General features: G+C 69.0%; 14 protein-coding genes. 10 read left to right on the top strand and 4 right to left on the bottom strand.

Features of this window, described 5'->3' with window-relative positions; genetic code table 11:
• Positions 1-11 precede the first annotated feature (11 nt).
• Positions 12-1,286, bottom strand: a complete 1,275-nt coding sequence (locus ABZ909_RS18290; RefSeq protein WP_357000781.1) for an ROK family protein — start codon at positions 1,284-1,286, stop codon at positions 12-14.
• 705 nt (positions 1,287-1,991) lie between these two features.
• Between ABZ909_RS18290 and ABZ909_RS18285 the strand changes: the two genes are divergently transcribed.
• Genes ABZ909_RS18285 through ABZ909_RS18260 form a run of 6 tightly spaced genes read left to right on the top strand, consistent with a single transcriptional unit; the run spans position 1,992 to position 8,871 of the window.
• Positions 1,992-2,780, top strand: a complete 789-nt coding sequence (locus ABZ909_RS18285) for a GntR family transcriptional regulator (protein WP_357000779.1) — start codon at positions 1,992-1,994, stop codon at positions 2,778-2,780.
• Positions 2,781-3,008, top strand: a complete 228-nt coding sequence (locus tag ABZ909_RS18280; protein ID WP_357000776.1) for a ferredoxin family protein — start codon at positions 2,781-2,783, stop codon at positions 3,006-3,008.
• 8 nt (positions 3,009-3,016) lie between these two features.
• A complete protein-coding gene (locus ABZ909_RS18275) occupies positions 3,017-4,456 on the top strand; it encodes an ABC transporter substrate-binding protein (RefSeq protein WP_357000774.1) in 1,440 nt (479 codons plus the stop codon).
• 31 nt (positions 4,457-4,487) lie between these two features.
• Positions 4,488-5,354: an ABC transporter permease gene (locus ABZ909_RS18270; RefSeq protein ID WP_357000771.1), complete on the top strand. Its 867-nt coding sequence runs from the start codon at positions 4,488-4,490 to the stop codon at positions 5,352-5,354.
• Positions 5,351-6,112 carry an ABC transporter ATP-binding protein gene (locus tag ABZ909_RS18265; RefSeq protein WP_357000768.1) on the top strand — a complete coding sequence of 254 codons (762 nt, stop codon included), beginning with the start codon at positions 5,351-5,353 and terminating at the stop codon, positions 6,110-6,112. The genes ABZ909_RS18270 and ABZ909_RS18265 overlap by 4 nt, the downstream gene beginning before the upstream one ends.
• The gene (locus tag ABZ909_RS18260; protein ID WP_357000766.1) at positions 6,112-8,871 is read left to right on the top strand and encodes a fumarate reductase/succinate dehydrogenase flavoprotein subunit; all 2,760 of its coding nucleotides are present in this window, start codon (positions 6,112-6,114) and stop codon (positions 8,869-8,871) included. Before ABZ909_RS18265 ends, ABZ909_RS18260 begins: the two co-directional genes overlap by 1 nt.
• Here the strand turns inward: ABZ909_RS18260 and ABZ909_RS18255 are convergent.
• Entirely contained in the window at positions 8,828-10,429 is a 1,602-nt protein-coding gene (locus ABZ909_RS18255; RefSeq protein ID WP_357000763.1) for a DUF2207 domain-containing protein, read from the bottom strand. The genes ABZ909_RS18260 and ABZ909_RS18255 overlap by 44 nt on opposite strands.
• A gap of 100 nt (positions 10,430-10,529) precedes the next feature.
• Between ABZ909_RS18255 and ABZ909_RS18250 the strand changes: the two genes are divergently transcribed.
• On the top strand, positions 10,530-11,858 hold the full coding sequence (locus ABZ909_RS18250; protein WP_357000760.1) for a neutral zinc metallopeptidase: 1,329 nt from the start codon (positions 10,530-10,532) through the stop codon (positions 11,856-11,858).
• 135 nt (positions 11,859-11,993) lie between these two features.
• Here ABZ909_RS18250 and ABZ909_RS18245 read toward each other — a convergent pair whose 3' ends face one another.
• Positions 11,994-13,289 (bottom strand): ammonium transporter, encoded by a 1,296-nt coding sequence (locus ABZ909_RS18245; RefSeq protein ID WP_357000758.1) that lies wholly within the window; start codon positions 13,287-13,289, stop codon positions 11,994-11,996.
• Positions 13,290-13,395: 106 nt separating this feature from the next.
• A complete protein-coding gene (locus ABZ909_RS18240; protein ID WP_357000756.1) occupies positions 13,396-14,229 on the bottom strand; it encodes a hypothetical protein in 834 nt (277 codons plus the stop codon).
• 424 nt (positions 14,230-14,653) lie between these two features.
• Between ABZ909_RS18240 and ABZ909_RS18235 the strand changes: the two genes are divergently transcribed.
• From ABZ909_RS18235 to ABZ909_RS18225, 3 genes are all read left to right on the top strand, one after another.
• Positions 14,654-17,149, top strand: a complete 2,496-nt coding sequence (locus ABZ909_RS18235) for a DNA polymerase III subunit gamma and tau (RefSeq protein ID WP_357000754.1) — start codon at positions 14,654-14,656, stop codon at positions 17,147-17,149.
• A gap of 254 nt (positions 17,150-17,403) precedes the next feature.
• Positions 17,404-18,615, top strand: coding sequence for an acetyl-CoA C-acetyltransferase (locus ABZ909_RS18230; RefSeq protein ID WP_357000751.1), 1,212 nt, complete (start codon positions 17,404-17,406; stop codon positions 18,613-18,615).
• 113 nt (positions 18,616-18,728) lie between these two features.
• The gene (locus tag ABZ909_RS18225; RefSeq protein WP_357000748.1) at positions 18,729-20,882 is read left to right on the top strand and encodes a 3-hydroxyacyl-CoA dehydrogenase NAD-binding domain-containing protein; all 2,154 of its coding nucleotides are present in this window, start codon (positions 18,729-18,731) and stop codon (positions 20,880-20,882) included.
• Positions 20,883-21,046: the final 164 nt, after the last annotated feature.

Raw genomic sequence — 21,046 nt, 5'->3', positions numbered from 1 at the left:
GTCGTATCGGGCTAGCGGGCCCGGGTGGCCCGGCGCATGGCCGACAGCGGATCGGCATAGAACACGCTCACCGAGGTCACCGCCGCCGCGAATTCCTGCACCCGCCCGCCGAATCGGCTGATCCGCAGATCCGCCGCCGGCAGGGTGGTCGACTCCGCGAAGGCCTTGGCGACCCGCTCCATGCCCGGCCGCCAGCCGGTGAAGGCCTGACCGCCCAGCACCACCCGGTCCGGATTGAACATGTCGCGAACCAGAGCCGCGGTGCGGCCCAGGATTTCGGCCCGCTCGATGAGCAGGTCGCGGGCGGCGGCATTGCCCGAGTCCGCGGCCCGGTACAGATCGGTGATCGCCGGGCGGCGCGGGGCCTCCGGCTTGGGCAGCACGCCCTTGCGCACCGCGCGCTCCAGCAGAGCGCGCTCACCGATGGCGGCCTCCAGGCAGCCGCGCCGGCCGCAGGTGCAATCCACCTCCGACCCGGTCGGCAGGTGCGCGATCGAGCCGGGGCCGTTGGCGGGCGTGTGCACCCGATCGTGCAATGTCACTGCCACACCGGCGGTTTCGCGGGCGTAGACGAACAGGCTGCTGCCCGGTCGCGCCTCGTCGCCCGGCTCGCGCGGGGTGAGCAACAGCTCCGCCGCGGCCATCGCCTCGACGTGCGCGGACACCGAGACCGGCAGATCCAGTACGCTGCTGAAGACCGCCGCCACCGGCGCGGCCTGCCAGCCCAGGCGGGGATGGTCCACCACGCCCGCGGCAGGATCCACCCGCCCGGCCAGCGCCACGCCGGTCCACAGCGGCCGCCGCCGCGGCAGCCGGTCCAGGAACGCCTTGGCGCTGCGGGCCACTATGGTCAGCGCCGCGTCCTGACCCGTTTGGGGCGTGGCGATTTCGAGTCCGCCCAGAATGCGGCCGGACAGGTCCGCGGCCACGATGCGGGTGACGGTGAAGCCGATGTGCACACCCAGCGTCACGTACGTGTCGGTATCGACCTCGAACGGCACCCGTGGGCGGCCCACCGCGCCGGAGGCGGTCAGATCGGCGCGCTCTCGCAGCAGTCCGGCCGAAAGCAGCGCGGACACTTGGCGATTCACGGTGGCGATGCTCAGACCTGTGGACTGCGCGGCGATATCGCGAAAGATGGGTCCGCGGGTGGCGGCACGCAGCACGGCGGCCGCCGGATTGTCGGTGATGCGCAGCTCCGGTGGCACCGCCGGGCGGGCCGGAGCCAGTCGTGCGGTCGCAGTGGAGACGGCTGTATGGGGACGTTCGAGCGTGGGGCTGGACATTTTTCGCAATCCTTGCTGCGGTCCCGCCTGCCGACAGGGGGACGAATGCCTACATGGAGGAATCAGCGGTGCAGCGAGGAACCCGGATCCGGGTGAGTGATGCTTGAATGATCCAGGTCAGAACTCGGCTGCGCAACGGCAGGGACAACACAGTTCCCGTTGCCGCGGCAGCCGAACGCCCAGCGCGATGGTCACGTAGGTGACCCGCGGCGCGGAGAGAGGGCGACTGGCAGACATAGGATCAAAGTATCATTGAGATCACGGCGAACGGAAGGCGCGCGCGTCCGCCCCGGCAGCCTCGGGCCTGTCGGCGCGCTGCGGCTGCAAACCCTCCGAACAACTTCCCGTGTGGCCGAATCTTTTGTACTGGTTGATATTTCACGCCACCGAACGCACCGTGCACAGCCGATGGAAAATGTGGTGCACGCCACGTTGCCGTCCCGCATCTCGAGAAAACGGGCCTGTCCCGACCCACTCCGGACCCAGGTTCGGTGCACGCATTCCGCTCAGCGTGATTCCAAGTCCCCCACCCTGGGCCGAGGTGGCGCAATAGCTGGAATCGCCGGCATTTCGGCAGGCCGCGCGCGCGGCCGGGCGGCGTAGAAACGCACCGCCCGCACGACCCTCCCGTGCGTGCCCCGGTGCCCTCCCGCATCGCCTTTACAGTTCTGAAACCACAGGTCAAAGGCGTTGAGAGGAGTCGAGGTGTCGCCGGAACCGGTACCGCTGCGCGCACCCCTGCGCCGGGCCGATCGTGCCCGTCAGGTGGCCGATGTGCTGCGTCAGCAGATCCACGCGGGCGCGTTCGAGGGCGCGCTGTCTCCGGAACACGAGCTGGCCGCCGAATTCGCGGTGTCGCGGAACACGATCCGCGACGCCCTCGCCCTGCTCAAGGACGAGGGCCTGATCGAACGCGCCCCGAAGGTCGGCACCCATGTCGCCCAGCGCAAGTACGACCACGGACTCGACGCCCTGCTCGGTCTGAAGGAGACGCTGCGCGGGCACGGCGAGGTCCGCAATGAGGTGCGCGCGGCCCGGCGGCTCCTGCCGCCGCCCGCGGTCGCCCGCAAGCTGCGGCTCGAACCCGGCGAACAGGCCGTCTATATCGAGCGCCTGCGGTACCTCGGCGACCTGCCGCTGAGCCTGGACCTCACCTATCTGGCCCCCGACATCGGCGACGCGGTCGTCACCCGCGATCTCGAGACCAATGACGTCTTCGCCCTCATCGAGCAGATCAGTGGCGGCCCACTCGGTTCCGCCGATCTCGCGCTCGAGGCCATCACCGCCGACGCCCACTCGGCCATGACCCTGCAGATGCCGGAGGGCGGCGCGCTGCTGCTGCTCGAGCGGCTCACCAAGCTCGAGGACGGCCGCCCGGTCGACCTGGAATACATCCGCATGCGCGGGGATCGGATCACCATGCGCGGCAGCCTGATCCGGCCACCGGAGCGCTCACCGGGTGCCGAAGCCGGCACCGACTGGAGGTTGATCTAGATGGCTGTGGTCGAGCACCGGGCCGACGTGCCCGTGACCATCGACGAATCGCAGTGCATCCAGGGCTGCACGCTGTGCGTCGAGATCTGCCCGTTGGACTCGCTGGCGATCAACCCGGACAACGGCAAGGCGTACATGCACGTCGACGAGTGCTGGTACTGCGGCCCCTGCGCGGCCCGCTGTCCCACCGGCGCCGTCACCGTCAACATGCCCTACCTGCTGCGTTGAGGAAACCCATGCTGTCGACCCTTCGTGAGAACCGCCCCACCCGCCTTGCCACGGCCGCCCTGGCCGCCGCCCTCGCCCTGACCGCGTCCGGCTGCTCGCTCGAGAGCACCAGTGGCGGTGACACCGTCAAGGTCGTCATCGGCTACCAATCGAAGACCATCAATACCGTCACCGCCGGAACCTTGTTGAAGGCCAGGGGCTTTCTGGAACAGCGCTTGAACGCCCTGAGCGGCCACAAGTATCAGGTCGAGTGGCAGGACTACGACACCGGCGCGCCCATCACCGCGCAGATGGTCGCGGAGAAGATCGACATCGGCTCCATGGGCGACTATCCGCTGCTGATCAACGGCTCCCGCACCCAGGCCAATGAGCGGTCGAGGACCGAGCTGGTCTCCATCACCGGCTACCACCCCAAGGGCGCGTTGAACATGGTGGTGGTCGGGCCCGACTCCAAGGCGCAGTCCATCAAGGACCTGGCCGGGCAGAAGGTTTCGGCCAGTGTCGGCTCGGCCGGCCACGGCACGCTGGTGCAGGCGCTGACCCGCGCGGGCATCGACCCCAAGAACGGGGTGGAGGTCCTCAACCAGCAGCCCCAGATCGGTTCCTCGGCACTGGAATCCGGTCAGGTCGCGGCGGTGTCGCAGTTCGTGGCCTGGCCCGGCCTGCTGGTCTTCCAGAACAAGGCCAAACTCCTCTACGACGGCGCGGAGCTGAACGTGCCCACCTTCCACGGCGTGGTGGCCCGCCGCGACTACGCCGCGCAGCACCCGGAGGTACTCGATGCCTTCCTACAGGCCCAGCTGGACGCGACCGATTTCATCCACCAGCACCCCTTGGAAGCGGCGAAGATCGTCGCCGATGACACCGGGCTGCCCCAGGAAGTCGTATACTTCTACAACGGGCCGGGCGGAACCTCCTTCGACACCACGGTGAAACCCGCGCTGGTCAGCGCCTTCAAAGGCGATGTGCCGTACCTGAAGTCGATCGGCGACTTCGCCGACTTCGACATCGACAAGTTCGTCGATCCGACCGCCCTGAAGCAGGTCTACCAGGAACGCGGCCTGAACTACGAGGCCGCACTGGCCAATACCGCCAACCCGGCGCCCATCACCGGTACCGACCCGGTCGCCGACCGTCCCGCCGCGAATCCCGCACTCGCGAGCGAGATCTGGTTGGCCGGCCAGGACACCACCCAGCCCGCCGCCGACCCCACCAGCCTGCTGCGCGCGGTGAAACAGGCTCGTGCACAGGGCAAGACGGTGCGCGCCGCGTACGTACCCGACGCCGAGCTCGGCACCCGCTGGTTCGCGGACAAGGCGCTGTGGGTGCACGACGGTGACAGCTACCTGCCGTTCTCCACGCCTGGGGCCGTGCAGCGCTACCTGGCGCAGCACCCGAGCGGCAAGACCGTCGGCTACGACGAAGCGGTGAATGAGGTGCGGCAGTGAGCGCGTCGGGCACGGCAGGGGCGGTGCTGTCATGAGTGCCACCGCCGTCGTTCCCCGCCAAGCGTCACTCACCGTCCCCGAACCCGCGGCCGCGCCGGCCCGAGCGCGGGCCGGGCGGGCGGTGTGGTTCTCACGGCTGATCCGCATCCTGTCGGTCGTGGTCGCGATCGGGGTCTGGCAGTTCCTGACTTCGCAGCACATCCGGCTCTGGGTGCGGTTCGACACCCTGCCCACCGCCACCCAGATCGTGCTCGCGTTCCGGCACCAGTTGGCTACCGACACCTACTATCTCGACCTCGGCCAGTCACTCGTCCGTATCCTCACCGGCTTCGGCCTGGCCGCCGTGCTCGGCGTGAGCAGCGGTGTGGCACTGGGCCGTTCGCGCTGGTTCGCCGATATCCTCGGTCCGCTCACCGAACTCGCGCGGCCCATCCCGGCCATCGCCATCGTGCCCGTCGCCATCCTGCTGTTCCCGGACGACGAGGCCGGCATCGTGTTCATCACCTTCCTGGCCGCCTACTTCCCGGTCATGGTCGCCACCCGGCACGCGGTGCGCGCCCTGCCGACCATCTGGGAGGAATCGGTGCGCACCCAGGGCGGCACCCGCTGGGACGTGCTCTGGCGAGTGGTGCTGCCCGGCAGCCTGCCGGGCGTGTTCAGCGGCCTGTCGGTCGGCATCGGCGTGGCCTGGATCTGCGTGGTCTCGGCCGAGATGATCTCGGGCCGGCTGGGTGTCGGTTACCGGACCTGGCAGGCGTACACCATCGTCGACTACCCGGGCGTCTTCGTCGGCATCATCACCATCGGCGTACTCGGCTACACCACCTCCGCCGCCGTGGAACTGCTCGGGCGGCGCGTCACCCACTGGCTGCCGCGCGGACAGGAGACGGCGAAATGAGCACCGCTGGAATCGGTTTGACCCTGGACCGGCTGTGCCTGTCCTACACCGGCGCCCCGGTCATCACCGACCTGTCGCTGCAGGTGCTCCCCGGCGAGATCCTGATCCTCACCGGCCCCTCCGGCTGCGGCAAGTCCACGGTGCTGCGCGCCCTGGCCGGGCTGCTGCGCCCCGACGCCGGCCGGGTGCTGGCCGACGACGTCGAGGTGACCGGCACCGACCGCGACCGCGCCGTCGTCTTCCAGGACAACGCCCTACTGCCGTGGAAGAGCGTGCGCGCCAATATCGAACTGGCGCTGAAACTCCGGGGCGAACCCCGCGCGGGCCGTCGCGCCCTGGCCGACCGCTGGATCGAGGAGATCGGCCTCAGCGACTTCGCCGGATTCCTGCCCAAGTCGCTGTCCGGCGGCATGCGCCAGCGCGTGCAACTCGCCCGCGGCCTGGCCGGCGCACCCCGCGCGGTCATGATGGACGAACCGTTCGGCGCCCTCGACACCCAGACGCGAAACACCATGCAGCGCCTGCTGATCGACACCTGGCGCACACACCCCACCACCATCGTCTTCGTCACCCACGACGTGGACGAGGCGCTGTCGCTCGGCGACCGGATCGCCGTCCTGGGCCGCGCCGGGGAACCGCTGCGCGCCGTCCTCGACGTCCCCCGCCCACGCGAACTCGGTGTGGACCGCACCGGCCTGCGTGCCGAAATCATCACCGCCCTGGACTATTCGGGCGATCTCACGGAGGTACCCGCCTGATGGACATCCCCGATCTCGCCGACACCACCCGCCTCGACTGCGACGTGCTGGTGATCGGCGGCGGCACCGCCGGCACCATGGCCGCGCTCACCGCCGCCGAAGCGGGCGCGAACATACTGCTGCTGGAGAAGGCGCACGTCCGCCACTCCGGCGCGCTGGCCATGGGCATGGACGGCGTCAACAATGCCGTCATTCCCGGCAAGGCCGAACCCGAGGACTACGTCGCCGAGATCACCCGCGCCAATGACGGCATCGTCAACCAGCGCACCATCTATCAGACCGCCACCCGCGGCTTCGCCATGGTGCAGCGGCTCGAACGCTATGGCGTGAAATTCGAGAAGGACGCCTACGGCGAATACGCCGTGCGCCGGGTGCACCGGTCCGGGTCGTACGTGCTGCCCATGCCGGAGGGCAAGGACGTGAAGAAGGCGCTGTACCGAGTGCTGCGGCAGCGGAAGATGCGCGAGCGCATCGGAATCGAGAACCGGCTGATGCCGGTGCGGGTGCTCACCGAGAACGGGCGTGCCGTCGGCGCGGCCGCCTTGAACACGCGCACCGGTGAATTCGTCGCGGTCGGCGCGAAGGCCGTCATTCTGGCCACCGGACCGTGCGGCCGCCTCGGGCTGCCCGCCTCCGGGTACCTCTACGGCACCTACGAGAACCCCACCAATGCCGGCGACGGCTACGCCATGGCCTACCACGCGGGCGCGGAGCTCTCGGGCATCGAATGCTTCCAGATCAACCCGCTCATCAAGGATTACAACGGCCCGGCCTGCGCGTATGTGGCCAATCCGTTCGGCGGGTACCAGGTCAATGCCCTCGGCGAGCGCTTCGTGGACTCGGACTATTGGTCCGGTCAGATGATGTCCGAGGTGAAGCGGGAGATCGAATCCGCGCGCGGCCCCATCTATCTCAAGGTCTCACACCTGCCCGAGGAGACCCTCGACGCCCTCGAGGGCATCCTGCACACCACCGAACGCCCCACCCGCGGCACCTTCCACGCCAATCGCGGCCATGACTACCGCACCCACGACATCGAGATGCATATCTCCGAAATCGGTTTGTGCAGCGGGCATTCCGCCTCCGGCGTCTGGGTCGACGAACACGCCCGCACCACCGTGCCCGGCCTCTACGCCGCCGGTGATCTGGCCTGCGTCCCGCACAACTACATGATCGGCGCGTTCGTCTACGGCGACCTGGCCGGTACGCACGCCGCATCCACCCTGAGCGAGGTCACCGCTCCCGCCGAGCTGCCCGCCGACCAGCTCGCCGCCGCCCACGAACTCGTCTACCGTCCGCTGCGCAATCCCGACGGGCCGCCACAGCAGCAGGTCGAATACAAACTGCGGCGGTTCGTGAACGACTATGTGGCCCCGCCCAAGACGGCCGCCAAACTCTCCCTGGCCATCGAGACCTTCGACCGCATGCTCGATGATCTCACCGCCATGGGCGCACGCACTCCGCACGAGCTCATGCGTTGCGCCGAGGTCACCTTCATTCGCGACTGCGCCGACATGGCCGCCCGTTCCTCGCTCACCCGCACCGAATCCCGCTGGGGTCTCTACCATGAGCGCGCCGACCTGCCGGAACGCGACGACGTCGAATGGCGGTACCACCTCAACCTGCGCAAGACCGCCGATGGCCGGATGGAATTCCTGAAGCGTCCGGTCGCACCATATTTCGTTCCGGTGCCCGGGTTGGACGACCTGCCCGGCACCGACGACGCCGTCATCCCGGTGGATCAGCCCGCCCTCATCGGCACCCCGCCCAACCTCGGGGCGCAGCTGCGCTCCCACACCGCGGCCGCGGGCATCGTGACGAAAGACGTTGTGGCACCCCGGATCGCGTTACTGCTGAGCCTCGACGCACCCGGTATCCCGGGGTTGCTGCCGTTCCTCTCCGACGCGGATCCCCGGGTCCGCGCCACCGCCCTGGCGGTCCTCACCGAGCACACGCCGGACGGATTCGCCGACCAATTGATCGCGGCGCTCGCGGACGAGGACGCCGAAGTGCGCTCGGCCGCCGTGTCCGGCCTGCGGGAACTAGCCGAAATCCTGCCCGCCGCAACCGGTCTCGTGCCGCACGCCGATTCCCCGGACCCGATCGTGCGCGCCGCGGTGGTGGATCTGCTGCGCGCCCTGCGGTCCGGCTCGGCGGCGCTCTTCGCCGAGGCCGCCGTCGACGCCGACCACCGCGTCCGCATCCAGGCCGTGCACGCCCTGGTCTCCCTGGACGACTGGACCGCTCTGACCACGGCCGCCCACGACGACAATCGCGAGGTCAGGATTGCCGCCGCGCGCGGCCTGGCCACCATCGGACGCGGCGGCGGCGACACCGTCCGCGCCCTCACCGCGGACCGCGACCCGCTGGTCCGGGCGGCCGCCTTCACCGCGCTGTCGCGACTGGGCGCCGACTCCGACGCCACGGCGCTGACCGCCGCACTGGGTGATTCGGCGTGGCAGATCCGGGAAGGCGCAGCCCGCGGCCTGGCCGCGGTCGGACCGGATCGAGCGGTCGAACCGCTGAGCCGGGCCCTCGCCGATATCCATCCCGACATCCGCAAGGCCGCGGTGCTGACCCTCAGCACCTGGCCGGAATCCGCCGCCGCCCTGGCCGCCCTCGAATCCGCCCGCGCGGACAGCGATGCAGATGTGCGCGCCTACGCCCGACGCGCGCTGCAGGCCCGCCACCAGCGCATCGGTCGTTCCGAGCGGGTCAGCGCTGGCCGGCGGTCCGGAACAACCCTTCGACGGCCGTGATGAAGTACGGGAAGTGCGCGCCGAAACGCTGCAGCGCGCGGTCGCCCTCGAAACCGCCGAACCAGTACAGGCCCGGGCTCCCGTCCGCCGTCGGATCCAGCTCGCGGAAGGTGCGCACCCACTGGTCCCCGCGGCGCGCGGCCACCAGGAACGGCAGCGCACGGGAGAACACCAGCTCCTGATCGGCGGCCGGAATGCGGTGCGGCGCAACCGCGTCCAGTCCGCGCTGCATGGCCTGGACCCGACCGGTCAGCTCCCGGCCCAGCGCCGTGCGGGCGGGCAGATAACGCGGCAGCAGCAGCGCCGCCACCCCGCCGAGCGCGATGGCCGCCCCGACCAGGGCGTGCCGCTGCGGGCCGAAGGCCAGCGCCACGGTCGCGATGACCCCCAGCAGGATCAGCGCGACGCCGAGCCAGAACTCGAAACCCCGGCGGGTCCGGTCGATGAACACCCCGGCGGCCACCGCATCCCCGATCAGCGCCGCCCGCACCGCGCTCGCATCCACCCGGCCCTTGCGCTCGGACAGCAGCACCGACTCGACGCCCTCCGGAATCACCGCCGCGTACACCGCGCGCTCGTAGCCGGTCAGCTGCTCGTCGGGCGGATTCACCCGGGAGAAACGCCAATCCGAATCGCCGACAGCGCTCACCCACAGATAGTTGCGGACCGCCAGATCCACCACGGTCGACGCCATATCGGGCACATCGGCGTGGCCATCGAGCAGCAGCCCGGCCGTGCTCGGCAGCATCCCGTCGGGCGAGGTGAACTGGACATGGGCGCCCGCGCGCACCAGCGGATCGAGCACCTCGGTGCCCGCCGGCGCGGACCGCCGCGACCACACCACGTACCCGGCCGCCGCCGCCAGCGCCGCCAGCAGCACGCCGAACGCGGCGAACACCGGACCGGTCGGCGAGAAAGCGCCGGGCGCATTGTCGTCGCGCACATCGGCATTCGCCTTGACCGTGCTCGGCGGCAGCTGCAAGGTCACATCCAGGATGTCGCCCTTGTGCAGGTCGGTCTTCTCCAGATGCGCGAACCCGTCCGGCTCCACGCGAATATCCGCGCAGTCCTGGGGATTTCCGGGCGGGCCCACCGTGCACCTGGTGATGCCCATGCGGAAACTGGGGCTCGACACCGTCGCATTGATCGACGCCACATCGGTATTCAGCACCCCGGTCCACTGGAACACCTGCGCGCCCGAAGCGTCACTGACGGTGTTGTGCACCGTGTACTTGAAGGTCGCCGAACCCGGCCGGGCCTCGATGGTGAACTGGTCGTCGGCGACCTTGGCATCGCCGTCTCCGTCGGCGGACACGTCGGTCACCTGAAAATTGCGCTGCACGGCCGAGCCCACCTGCACCCGCAGCGGCAGCACCTGCCGAAACTCGCCGCCCTCGGGCACTTTCACGGTTTCGGTGATCCGCAGCAGACCGTCGTCGCCCAGATTCACCTCGGCGGTGATATCCACACCGGCCGGCTGCGCCACCGCGGCCGGCGCCGCCACACCCGCCACTGCGAGCAGCAGCGCGACCAGGGCGGCCCCCCGAAAAATCTGCATGACTGGCTACTCTAGCCAGCTTGCTATCCTTCCTCAGCGGCAAGTCACAGGTCTATGGAGCCGGCAGGTTATCTCTGAGGAACGAGGGGGTGCGGGGGAGATGACTCGCCCACCGTCCGAGCACGGACCGACACCCCCGGGCCAGCGTCCCGTGCCACCGCGCGGAACCCCGCCGCCGCAGGGCAATCCACCGCAGCCCGCCGTGCCGCAGGGCTTCCCCGCCGTCCCGCGGCAGCATCCGGCCGGTGGCCCGCCGCCGGGCGGCACACCCCCGCCGGCCGGGTCGCAGCAGCCGCCCGGATACCAACGGCCGCCGGGATATTCGCCGCAGCCGGGTCGGCCCACTCCGCCGCCCGGGTATCCCTCCCAGCGCCCGGGATACCCGCCCCCGCCCGCTGCGGGTGCGCCCCGGCCGGGATATCCACCGCACCAAGGCTTTCCGCCGCTCGGCCACGGCCAGCCGTCCGGTTACCCGGCCCGGCCCGCCTACCGCGCACCCATGCCGCCGCCCACCGCCGCCCCGCCGACCGGCGCGATCACGATGACCCGGCCCGCGCCGCCGCGCCGCGGCCGGATCGGTGTGCTGGTGGTGATCCTGGTTCTGCTGGTGACCGGCGTGCTGCTGCGCACCGCCATCACCACCGGCCTGAATTCCATCAACGCCGGCTCGACCGTCAAGACCACCTACTCGGGGGATGCGGGCGAGAACCGCGGCGTCCCGGCCACGGCCGACAACCCGCTGCTCACCAATGCCGATTACACGCTGCTCCCCGCCAAGTGCGCCTATACGCCGTGGGGCACTCAGGTCGAGGTGGCCCGCAAGTTCTTCGAAACCGCGGCGGACTGCCTGCACTCGACGTGGAAACCGTTGTTCGACAAGATCAATCTGCCGTTCGAGGCGCCCAAGCTGAACGTGTCCGCCGACACCAGCGGAATCACCACCCTGTGTACCGGGAACAGCACCAATTTCGCGGCCTTCTACTGCTCGGCGGACATGACCATCTACATGCCGATCAGCCAGTTGCAAACCGATCTCTTCGGCAACAACTGGGTCGTCTACCTGTCCGTGTTCGCCCATGAATACGGCCATCACGTCCAGGCCCAGGCGGGCATTCTCGGCAAGGTGCACCAGCAGCGGCGCGACGCCGGCTCCCGCAGCGACACCGGCCTGGAACTGTCCCGCCGGACCGAATTGCAGGCCCAGTGCTTCGACGGCATGTACCTGTCGTCCTCCAGCAATGGCGGCTCACTGACCAGCGCCCAGATCGGCGTGGCCCGCAACGACGCCTACCACCGCGGCGACGGGCCCGGCGACATGCGCGACCACGGCACCGCCCAGAACATGGGCGGCTGGTTCGAGATCGGGTACGACAAGGACCGCACTCTCCAGTGCAATACCTTCAGCATCCCCGCTAGCAAGGTGAACTGAACCGGACCGCAAAGCATTCGAGCCCCGCTGCGAGACGCAGCGGGGCTCGAAAGGTCTGACAGCTCAGTGCCCTATATATCGCACAGCTCGGTGCTCTATATATCGCACAGCTCAGTGCCCGAAATATCGCACAGCTCAGTGCCCGTGCGGCTTGCCGATCCGGCTCGGCGCGTGCCCGTGCACACCCTCGGCGTAGGCGGTTTCCGCGTGCAGCGCGAAGTCGATGCCGCCGATCTCGTCCTCCTTGGTGATCCGGAAGCCGATCAGCTTGTCCAGCACCTTGCCCAGCAGGAAGGTCACCCCGAAGGCGAAGGCCGCCACGGTCAGCACGCCCACCGCCTGCTTGCCCAGCTGACCCAGTCCGCCGCCGTAGAACAGGCCCTTCGGCCCACCGGTCATGACCGCCGAGGCCAGGAAGCCGATGAGCAGCGTGCCCACGATGCCGCCCACGAAGTGCACGCCCACCACGTCCAGCGAATCGTCGTAGTTGCCCTTGAACTTCCAGCTCACCGCGAACGAACACACCACGCCCGCAACCAGACCCACGATCACCGCGCCGATGGTGTTCACCTCGCCGCAGGACGGCGTGATCGCGACCAGACCGGCCACCGCACCCGAGGCCGCGCCGAACGTGGTCGGCTTGCCGTCGCGCCGAGCCTCGACCACCAGCCAGCCCAGCATGCCCAGACAGCCCGCCACCAGCGTGTTCAGGAACACCGCGGAGGCAATGCCATTGGCCGCCAGGGCCGAACCCGCATTGAAACCGAACCAGCCGAACCACAACAGGCCCGCGCCCAGCAGGACGAACGGCAGATTGTGCGGACGCATGGCATCGGTCTTGAAGCCCACCCGCGGTCCCAGCACCAGCGCCATGGCCAGTGCCGAAGCGCCCGAGGCGATCTCGACCACCAGACCCCCTGCGTAATCCAGCGCGCCCAGCTTGGCCAGCCAGCCGTCCGGCGTCCACACCCAGTGCGCGATCGGCGCGTACACGATCAGCGCCCAGGCCGGCACGAAGATCATCCACGCCGAGAACTTCGCGCGGTCGGCGATCGCGCCGCTGATCAGCGCCACGGTCAGGATCGCGAAGGTCAGCTGGAAGGTGACGAACAACAGCTCCGGCACCGCCGCCCCGCTCTTGTCCACCACGTGCAGCGTGTTCGGATCGATTCCGGCCAGCCCGAAATGCCTGAGATTGCCGATGATCCCGTCGCCCGCGTCATCCCCGAAGGCCAGGCTGTACCCGAACAGCAGCCACGCCACCGCGACCAGCGGAATCGAGATGAAGCTCATCATCAGCATGTTGAGCACACCGCTGGATCGCACCATGCCGCCGTAGAAGATCGCCAGTCCGGGTGTCATCAGCAGCACCAGCGCGGTGGCGGCCAGCAGCCAGGCCGTCGCCGCCGGGTCGAGGTGAGGTGGTGTCATGCGGTAACTCCTTCCACGCGGTGATCGCGTTTCGTGGAAGTTACCGAATCCTCACGTTAAGGCGCTGTTACAAAAATGAGGCTTTGGATACCTGCCGTTAACAGCCCTAGCTGCGATGATCCTTGACCTTTTTGGCCAGCGCGCGCAATCCGCGCGGGCCGGGGACCGGATTGCCGTCGTCGAGCGCCATCCAGTCGGCGGTCACGAGCCACTGCTGCTGGGTCCGGGCGTCGGCTGTGTCGTTGAACACGCGCCGCCCCCGGTCGTCGCGCAATTCATAGGCCAGTACCGACCAGCGTGGCGGGCGGCCGTGCTCGGCCAGCTGGTCCCGCAGATAGGCCGCCACCAGCGGGCCGATGGTGTTCACCGGTCGCAGCGACACCCGATTACCGTACCGGGCGGCATGGAAACGCCTTCCGGCACACAGGGATCGGGGCGTGGCGTTGTAGGCGATCCAGCCCGCGCGCTGGGCGCGCTCGATCAGCCACAGATGCTTGATGGCGGTCGGTGGGATATCGCCCACCCGCTCGCGGATCAGGGCGATCGCCGGTTCGGAGAGCAGAATGTCGCGTCGGGTCGGACCGGTGCCGTGCAAGATCCAATAGTCATCGGTGAGTTTCGCCAGCACCCGCCCGAAATCGTCGATGCTGCGCTGCGCCCGCCGGCCCAGCCGCTCGATGCGGTCGGCCTCGGCCCGCATGTCGTTCTGCACGATGAGGGTGTGTATCGCCGCCAGGGTCGGCACCTGGCCGCGCTGCAGCAGTTCCAGAATCGCGCCCGCGGTGGCCGGATCGGCGGCGGCGGACACGGGTAGGGAGTCGCGCTTGATGTCGTAATCGTGCGGACTGATGGCCCGGCTGAGCAGTCCGACCGCGGCGGAATCGCCGGCGAATTCGGTACTCGAGAGCCAGGCTGCGGCGATGACGTCATGCGACGGCACGAGGCATGTCCTCCGGGAGATTTGGTTGTGCCCCGGTCGGGATGAGGGACCGGCCGGGGCGACCAACCTGATGAAGGTTTGGCTACCGAAGTTGCCGTTGCCTACGGTAGCCAAGCGATTGCGATCTTGCCGCATCGTTTGACTGGATCGTTATGTCCGCTCTGCGGAGCTGAAACAGAACGTAAGTCTGTATCTGGTGAAGTAGCTGGTAGATGGTTTCGGACAATCGATTGTAAGAATGCGCTGAGAATTAGCTATTGGACTTGTCGGGATATCCGTCCGGGTCGGTCGGTTCTGACCTGACCCCGGGATTGCATGTGATTTGCGCCACAATTCGAGTGGTTCACTGGACGGAACCGACGTACCGGACGACCGGCCCGGCGGTGCATGTCCAGCTGTCGGTCTGCCCCGGTAACCTCTCCACGTGGCTCTGTACCGGAAGTACCGACCGGCAACGTTCGCTGAAGTGGTGGGTCAGGAGCACGTCACCGATCCCCTGAGTATCGCGCTCGACACCGGGCGGATCAGTCATGCCTATCTCTTCTCCGGACCGCGCGGTTGCGGCAAGACCTCCTCCGCGCGCATCCTCGCGCGCTCGCTGAACTGCGTACAGGGCCCGACCTCCAAGCCGTGCGGCGTCTGCTCGTCCTGTGTGGCGCTCGGCCCGGGCGGATCCGGCAATCTCGATGTCATCGAGCTCGACGCCGCCAGTCACGGCGGTGTGGACGACACCCGCGAACTGCGCGACCGTGCCTTCTATGCCCCGGCCGAATCCCGGTACCGCGTCTTCATCGTCGACGAGGCGCACATGGTCACCACCGCGGGCTTCAACGCGCTGCTCAAGATCGTGGAGGAGCCGCCCGCCCACCTGATCTTCGTCTTCGCCACCACCGAGCCGGACAAGGTGCTGCCCACCATCCGCTCGCGCACCCACCACTACCCCTTCCGGCTGCTCCCGCCCGCCACCATGCGCGGACTGCTCGGCAAGATCTGCGACCAGGAGGGGGCGCAGGTCGAAGAGTCGGTGTACCCCTTGGTGATTCGCGCCGGCGGCGGCTCACCGCGCGACAGCCTCAGCGTGCTGGACCAGCTGCTGGCAGGCGCGGGCCCCGACGGCGTCACCTATCAGCGCGCGGTCTCGCTGCTCGGCGTCACCGATGTCGCCCTGATCGACGACGCCATCGAGGCGCTGGCCGCCTCCGACGGCGCGGCCCTGTTCGGCACCATCGACCGCGTGGTGGAGGCGGGTCACGACCCCCGTCGCTTCGCCACCGACCTGCTCGAGCGGCTGCGCGACCTGATCCTGCTCCGCGCCGTCCCCGACGCCACCGACCGCAACCTGGTCACCGGCCCCGGCGACGTCATCGACCGCATGCGCTCCCAGGCCGAGCGCCTCGGCGCCGCCACCCTGGCCCGCCACGCGGAACTCCTGCACGAGGGCCTCGGCGACATGCGCGGCGCCACCAACCCCCGCCTGCTGCTCGAAGTCATCAGCGCCCGCATGCTCCTTCCGGCCGCCTCCGACGCCGAAACCGCCACCCTCCAGCGCCTCGAGCTGCTGGAGCGCCGAATGGCGAGCGGCGCAATCCCCGCTGCCCCGCAGCAGGCGCAGGCCGCCCCGGCTGCCCAGGCCGCAGCCTCGTCCGCCGCTCCCGCGGTGCCCCCGGCCGGCGGCGACAACCGCCGGCGCGGAGCCGCGGCCCTGGCCGCGCTGCGCGCCGAAAAGTCCGGCACCACGGCAGCTGCCGTCGCCGAGACGGCGTCCGCGCCGGTCGCTCCCGCACCGGCGCAGGCGGCTCCTGCCCCGGCCGCCGATCTCACACCGCAGGCCGTCACCGGCGGCATCGCGGTCCGGCCGCCCGAACTGAGCCCGGTGGGCAGCGCCGCACCACAGGTTGCGGCGACCCTGGGATCGGAAAGCCCTGTGCCGCAGCCGGTTCCGGCCGCCGCTGAACCCGTGCCCGCGCCGGTGGCACCTGAGCCGGAGCCGGTGGCGGTCGAATCCGTTGCGCCGGTTGCCGATCCGATCGCGGTCGCGCCGGTGGCGCCGGTCGCGGAGCCGGTGGCCGAGGCCGAGCCGGTCGTTACTCCCGAGCCGGAGCCTGTCCCCGCGCCCGAGCCGATCGCGGCACCGGCCGAGGTCGCTGCTCCGGCGGCCACCGCGCCCGCGGGCGACGCCGTGCTGCAGGAGATCGAGGCGGCCTGGGCGGATATCCGGGCCAAGGTGCGGGATTTCGGCGCGGCGGTGCAGGCCCTGCTGACCGGGGCCAGCGTGGCTCGGGTCGAAGGGGAGACGATCGTTTTCGCGCATCTGCACGCGCCGCTGGCGCAGCGGTTGTCGCAGCCGCAGAACCTGGACGCGGTGCGGTCGGCGGTGCGGGCCGTGCTGGGGCGCGACCACGATGTGCGGTGGGAGGTCGGGGGACCGGCCGGTGGCGGATCGGCGGCCAAGGCGGCGGCGGGGCGGGCCCCGGCGGGCGGGCAGCCCGCGCCCAAGAAGGCCGCGCCGAAGTTCTCGCGGCCGAGTCAGGCCAAAGCGGCCGCGGCCGCGTCGGTCGCCGAGCCCGCGGCGGCCGGTGGATGGGGGAGCACCGCCGCACCCGCGGCGCCGGCCGCTCCGGCACCGGCGGATCCGGGTCCGGGGGGCGGGGATCCGTTCGATGCGAACAGTGCCCGGTTCGCGCCGCCGGAGGACGATATTCCGCTGCCTGACGGGCCGGATCTTCCGGATGATCCGGGGCCGGGGGACTACTCGCCGGTAGGTTATGACGGCGTCCCACCTGCTACTACGCCGGAGGAGGAGCGGGAGATGCTGGAGGAGTCGGCGAAGCCGGTGCCTCCGGAGGAGCGCCGCGACCCGGATGAGGTGGCACTAGCGCTGCTGCGGTCGGAGTTGGGGGCCACACCTCTCGAGGGTTGACAGTTCCCCTGCGGGGCAACTTAAGTTAACCGGAGTTCGCATAGTTCGGTACTATGATCGGGTGGCCGTGAGTATCGGTTTCGCGAGGTTCTAGAGTGTGCCCAGGCGTACGGGCCTACCGGAGCGTCAACAAGCCTGCTCGTGACGTGGTTTGTACAGCGTCAGGCGGCTGGTCGTAAGGCCGGTCGGCGAGGTTACCCGCGGCCGCTCCGCACAACGCGGTGACGGCGCACCCAAGAGAGGAAAACTCCGATATGACCACAGAGGCCTACATTTACGAGGCCATCCGCACCCCGCGCGGCAAGAACCGCGGAGGGGCGCTGCACTCGGTCAAGCCGATCGACCTGACCACCGGTCTGGTCCAGGAGCTGCGGAACCGCTTCCCGAACCTGGACGAGGACCGCATCTCGGACATCATCCTGGGTTGCGTCTCGCCCGTCGGTGACCAGGGCGCGGACATCGCCCGCACCACCGTGCTGACCGCGGGCCTGCCCGACACCGTCGGCGGCGTGCAGCTGAACCGCTTCTGCTCCTCCGGCCTCGAGGCCGTGAACCTCGCGGGCGCGCGCATCCGCGCGGGCTTCGACGACCTGGTGATCGCCGGTGGCGTCGAGTCCATGTCCCGCGTGCCGATGGGCTCCGACGGCGGCGCCATGTTCATGGACCCGAAGACCAGCTACGACGCTTACATTGTGCCGCAGGGCATCTCGGCCGACCTCATCGCCACCATCGAGGGCTTCACCCGTGACGACGTGGACGCCTACGCGGTCCGCTCGCAGGAGCTGTCGGCCAAGTCCTGGGACAACGGCTACTTCTCCCGCTCGGTCGTCCCGGTCAAGGACATCAACGGCCTGACCGTCCTCGACAACGACGAGCACATGCGCCGCGGCACCACCACCGCCGACCTGGGCAAGCTGAAGCCCGCCTTCGAGGGCATCGGCGAGATGGGTGGCTTCGACGCCGTCGCCATGCAGCGCTACACCTATGTCGAGAAGATCAACCACATCCACACCGGCGGTAACTCCTCCGGCATCGTCGACGGCGCCGCCATGGTGCTGATCGGCAACGAGGCCGCCGGGCAGGCGTCGGGTCTGAAGCCGCGCGCCCGCATCGTCGCCGCCGCCACCTCCGGCGCGGACGCCACCATCATGCTGACCGGTCCGACCCCGGCCTCGCTCAAGGCCCTGGCGCAGGCCGGCCTGAAGCCGGAGGACATCGATCTCTACGAGATCAACGAGGCCTTCGCCTCGGTCGTCCTGAAGTTCCAGAAGGACCTGCAGATCCCGGACGAGAAGCTGAACGTCAACGGTGGCGCCATCGCCATGGGCCACCCGCTGGGCGCCACCGGCGCCATGATCCTCGGCACCATGGTCGACGAGCTGGAGCGCCGCAACGGCCGCTACGCCCTGCTGACCCTGTGCATCGGCGGCGGCATGGGTGTCGCCACCATCATCGAGCGCGTCTGACGCCCACCCGACGCGAGCGTCAGGGCCCGGAGGCGGCAGCCTGCGTAACCACGTAGGGCCCCGCTCGCGTCGAAATCAGATACAGACTTTTCTCAAGGGAGACACGAAAAACTATGACCGAGAACATGATCGGCTGGGAAAAGGACGCCGACGGCATCGTCGTGCTGACCATGGACGACCCGAACCAGGGCGCCAACACCATGAACCAGCTGTACAAGGACTCCATGCGGGCCACGGTGGACCGCCTGGTCTCCGAGAAGGACGACATCACCGGCGTCGTCATCACCTCCGCGAAGAAGACCTTCTTCGCCGGCGGTGACCTCAAGAACATGATGCAGACCACCCCGGCGGACGCCGCGGCCATCATGGAGGAACTGACCTTCATCAAGGACGACCTGCGTCGTCTGGAAACCCTTGGCAAGCCGGTGGTTTCGGCCATCAACGGCGCTGCCCTGGGCGGCGGCCTGGAGATCACCCTGGCCACCCACCACCGCATCGCGGCCGACATCAAGGCCGTGCAGCTGGGCCTGCCCGAGGTCTCCCTGGGCCTGCTCCCGGCCGGTGGCGGCGTCACCCGTATCACCCGCATGCTCGGCATCGCGAACGGCCTGATGGGCGTGCTGCTGCAGGGCCAGAAGTTCAACGCGCAGAAGGCCAAGGCCACCGGCCTCATTCACGAGACCGTCGCCTCCGTCGAGGAGCTGGTCCCGGCCGCCAAGGCGTGGATCAAGGCCAACCCCGAGGGCGGCGTGCAGCCGTGGGACGTCAAGGGCTACAAGATTCCGGGCGGCACCCCGTCCAGCCCGGCGCTGGCCGCCAACCTCCCGGCCTTCCCGGCCAACCTGCGCAAGCAGCTCAAGGGCCAGAACATGCCGGCCCCGCAGGCCATCATGGCCGCCGCGGTCGAGGGCGCCCAGGTCGACTTCGACAACGCCTCGCTGATCGAGTCGCGCTACTTCGTGTCCCTGCTGACCGGTCCGGTCGCCAAGAACATGATCCAGGCGTTCTTCTTCGACCTGCAGCACATCAACAACGGCGGTTCGCGTCCGAAGGACGTGCCGAAGCGTGAGATCAAGAAGGTCGGCGTGGTCGGCGCGGGCATGATGGGCGCGGGCATCGCGTACGTCACCGCCAAGGCCGGCATCGACGTGGTCCTCAAGGACGTCACCATCGAGGCCGCCAACAAGGGCAAGGACTACTCGGTCAAGCTCGAGGAGAAGGCGCTCTCGCGTGGCAAGACCACCGAGGAGAAGTCCAAGACCCTGCTCGACCGCATCAAGCCGACCGCCGACGCGGCCGACTTCGCGGGCGTTGACTTCGTCATCGAGGCCGTGTTCGAGAACCCCGATCTGAAGGCCAAGGTCTTCCAGGAGATCGAGGACGTCGTGGACGCCGACGCGCTGCTCGGCTCCAACACCTCGACCCTGCCGATCACCCTGCTGGCCAATGGCGTGAAGCGGGCCGAGGACTTCATCGGCATCCACTTCTTCTCGCCGGTCGACAAGATGCCGCTGGTCGAGATCATCAAGGGCGAGAAGACCTCCGACGAGGCGCTGGCCCGGGTGTACGACTACACCCTCGCCATCCGGAAGACCCCGATCGTGGTGAACGACTCGCGTGGCTTCTACACCTCGCGCGTGATCGGCAAGTTCATCAACGAGGCCATCATGATGCTCGGTGAGGGCGTCGACCCGCAGACCATCGAGCAGGCCGGTCTGCAGGCGGGCTACCCGGCGGCGCCGCTGAAGCTGTCGGACGAGCTGAACTTCACCACCATGCAGAAGATCTACAAGGAGACCGCCGAGGCGATCATCGCCGCCGGCGGCGAGATCGACGCCGCCTCCGGCGCGACCGCGCAGATCCTCGACAAGCTGGTGGGCGAGTTCGACCGCAAGGGCAAGGCCGGCGGCGCGGGCTTCTACGACTACGTCGACGGCAAGGCCACCGGTCTGTGGTCGGAGCTGCGCTCCACCTTCAAGACCTCCACCGCGCTCCCCGAGGGTGTCACCCTGCAGGACCTCGAGGACCGCATGCTGTTCGCCGAGGCCATCGAGACCCAGAAGTGCTTCGACGAGAACGTGCTGACCTCGACCGCCGACGCCAACATCGGCTCCATCTTCGGCATCGGTTTCCCAGCCTGGACCGGCGGCACCCACCAGTTCATCGTGGGCTACCCGGGTGGACAGGAAGCCTTCGTGGCCCGCGCCGACGAGCTGGCCGCCAAGTTCGGCAGCCGCTTCGAGGTTCCGGCTTCGCTGCGCAAGTAATACGCAAGTAATAACGGCGCTCCTGCGCTGAAATACCCGGCCCGGGTCGCGAATACGCGGCCCGGGCCGGGTGTTTTACGGGTGTGTGAAGAGGACCGGACGGGCCACCCGGAGCTGAGTGAAAGGTCCACACGCCCGTGCGGTCCGCGCTACGTTGGAATATG

The organism is Nocardia sp. NPDC046763 (assembly GCF_040645495.1).
Classification (GTDB): domain Bacteria; phylum Actinomycetota; class Actinomycetes; order Mycobacteriales; family Mycobacteriaceae; genus Nocardia.
This window is presented reverse-complemented; position numbering and strand designations above follow the sequence as displayed.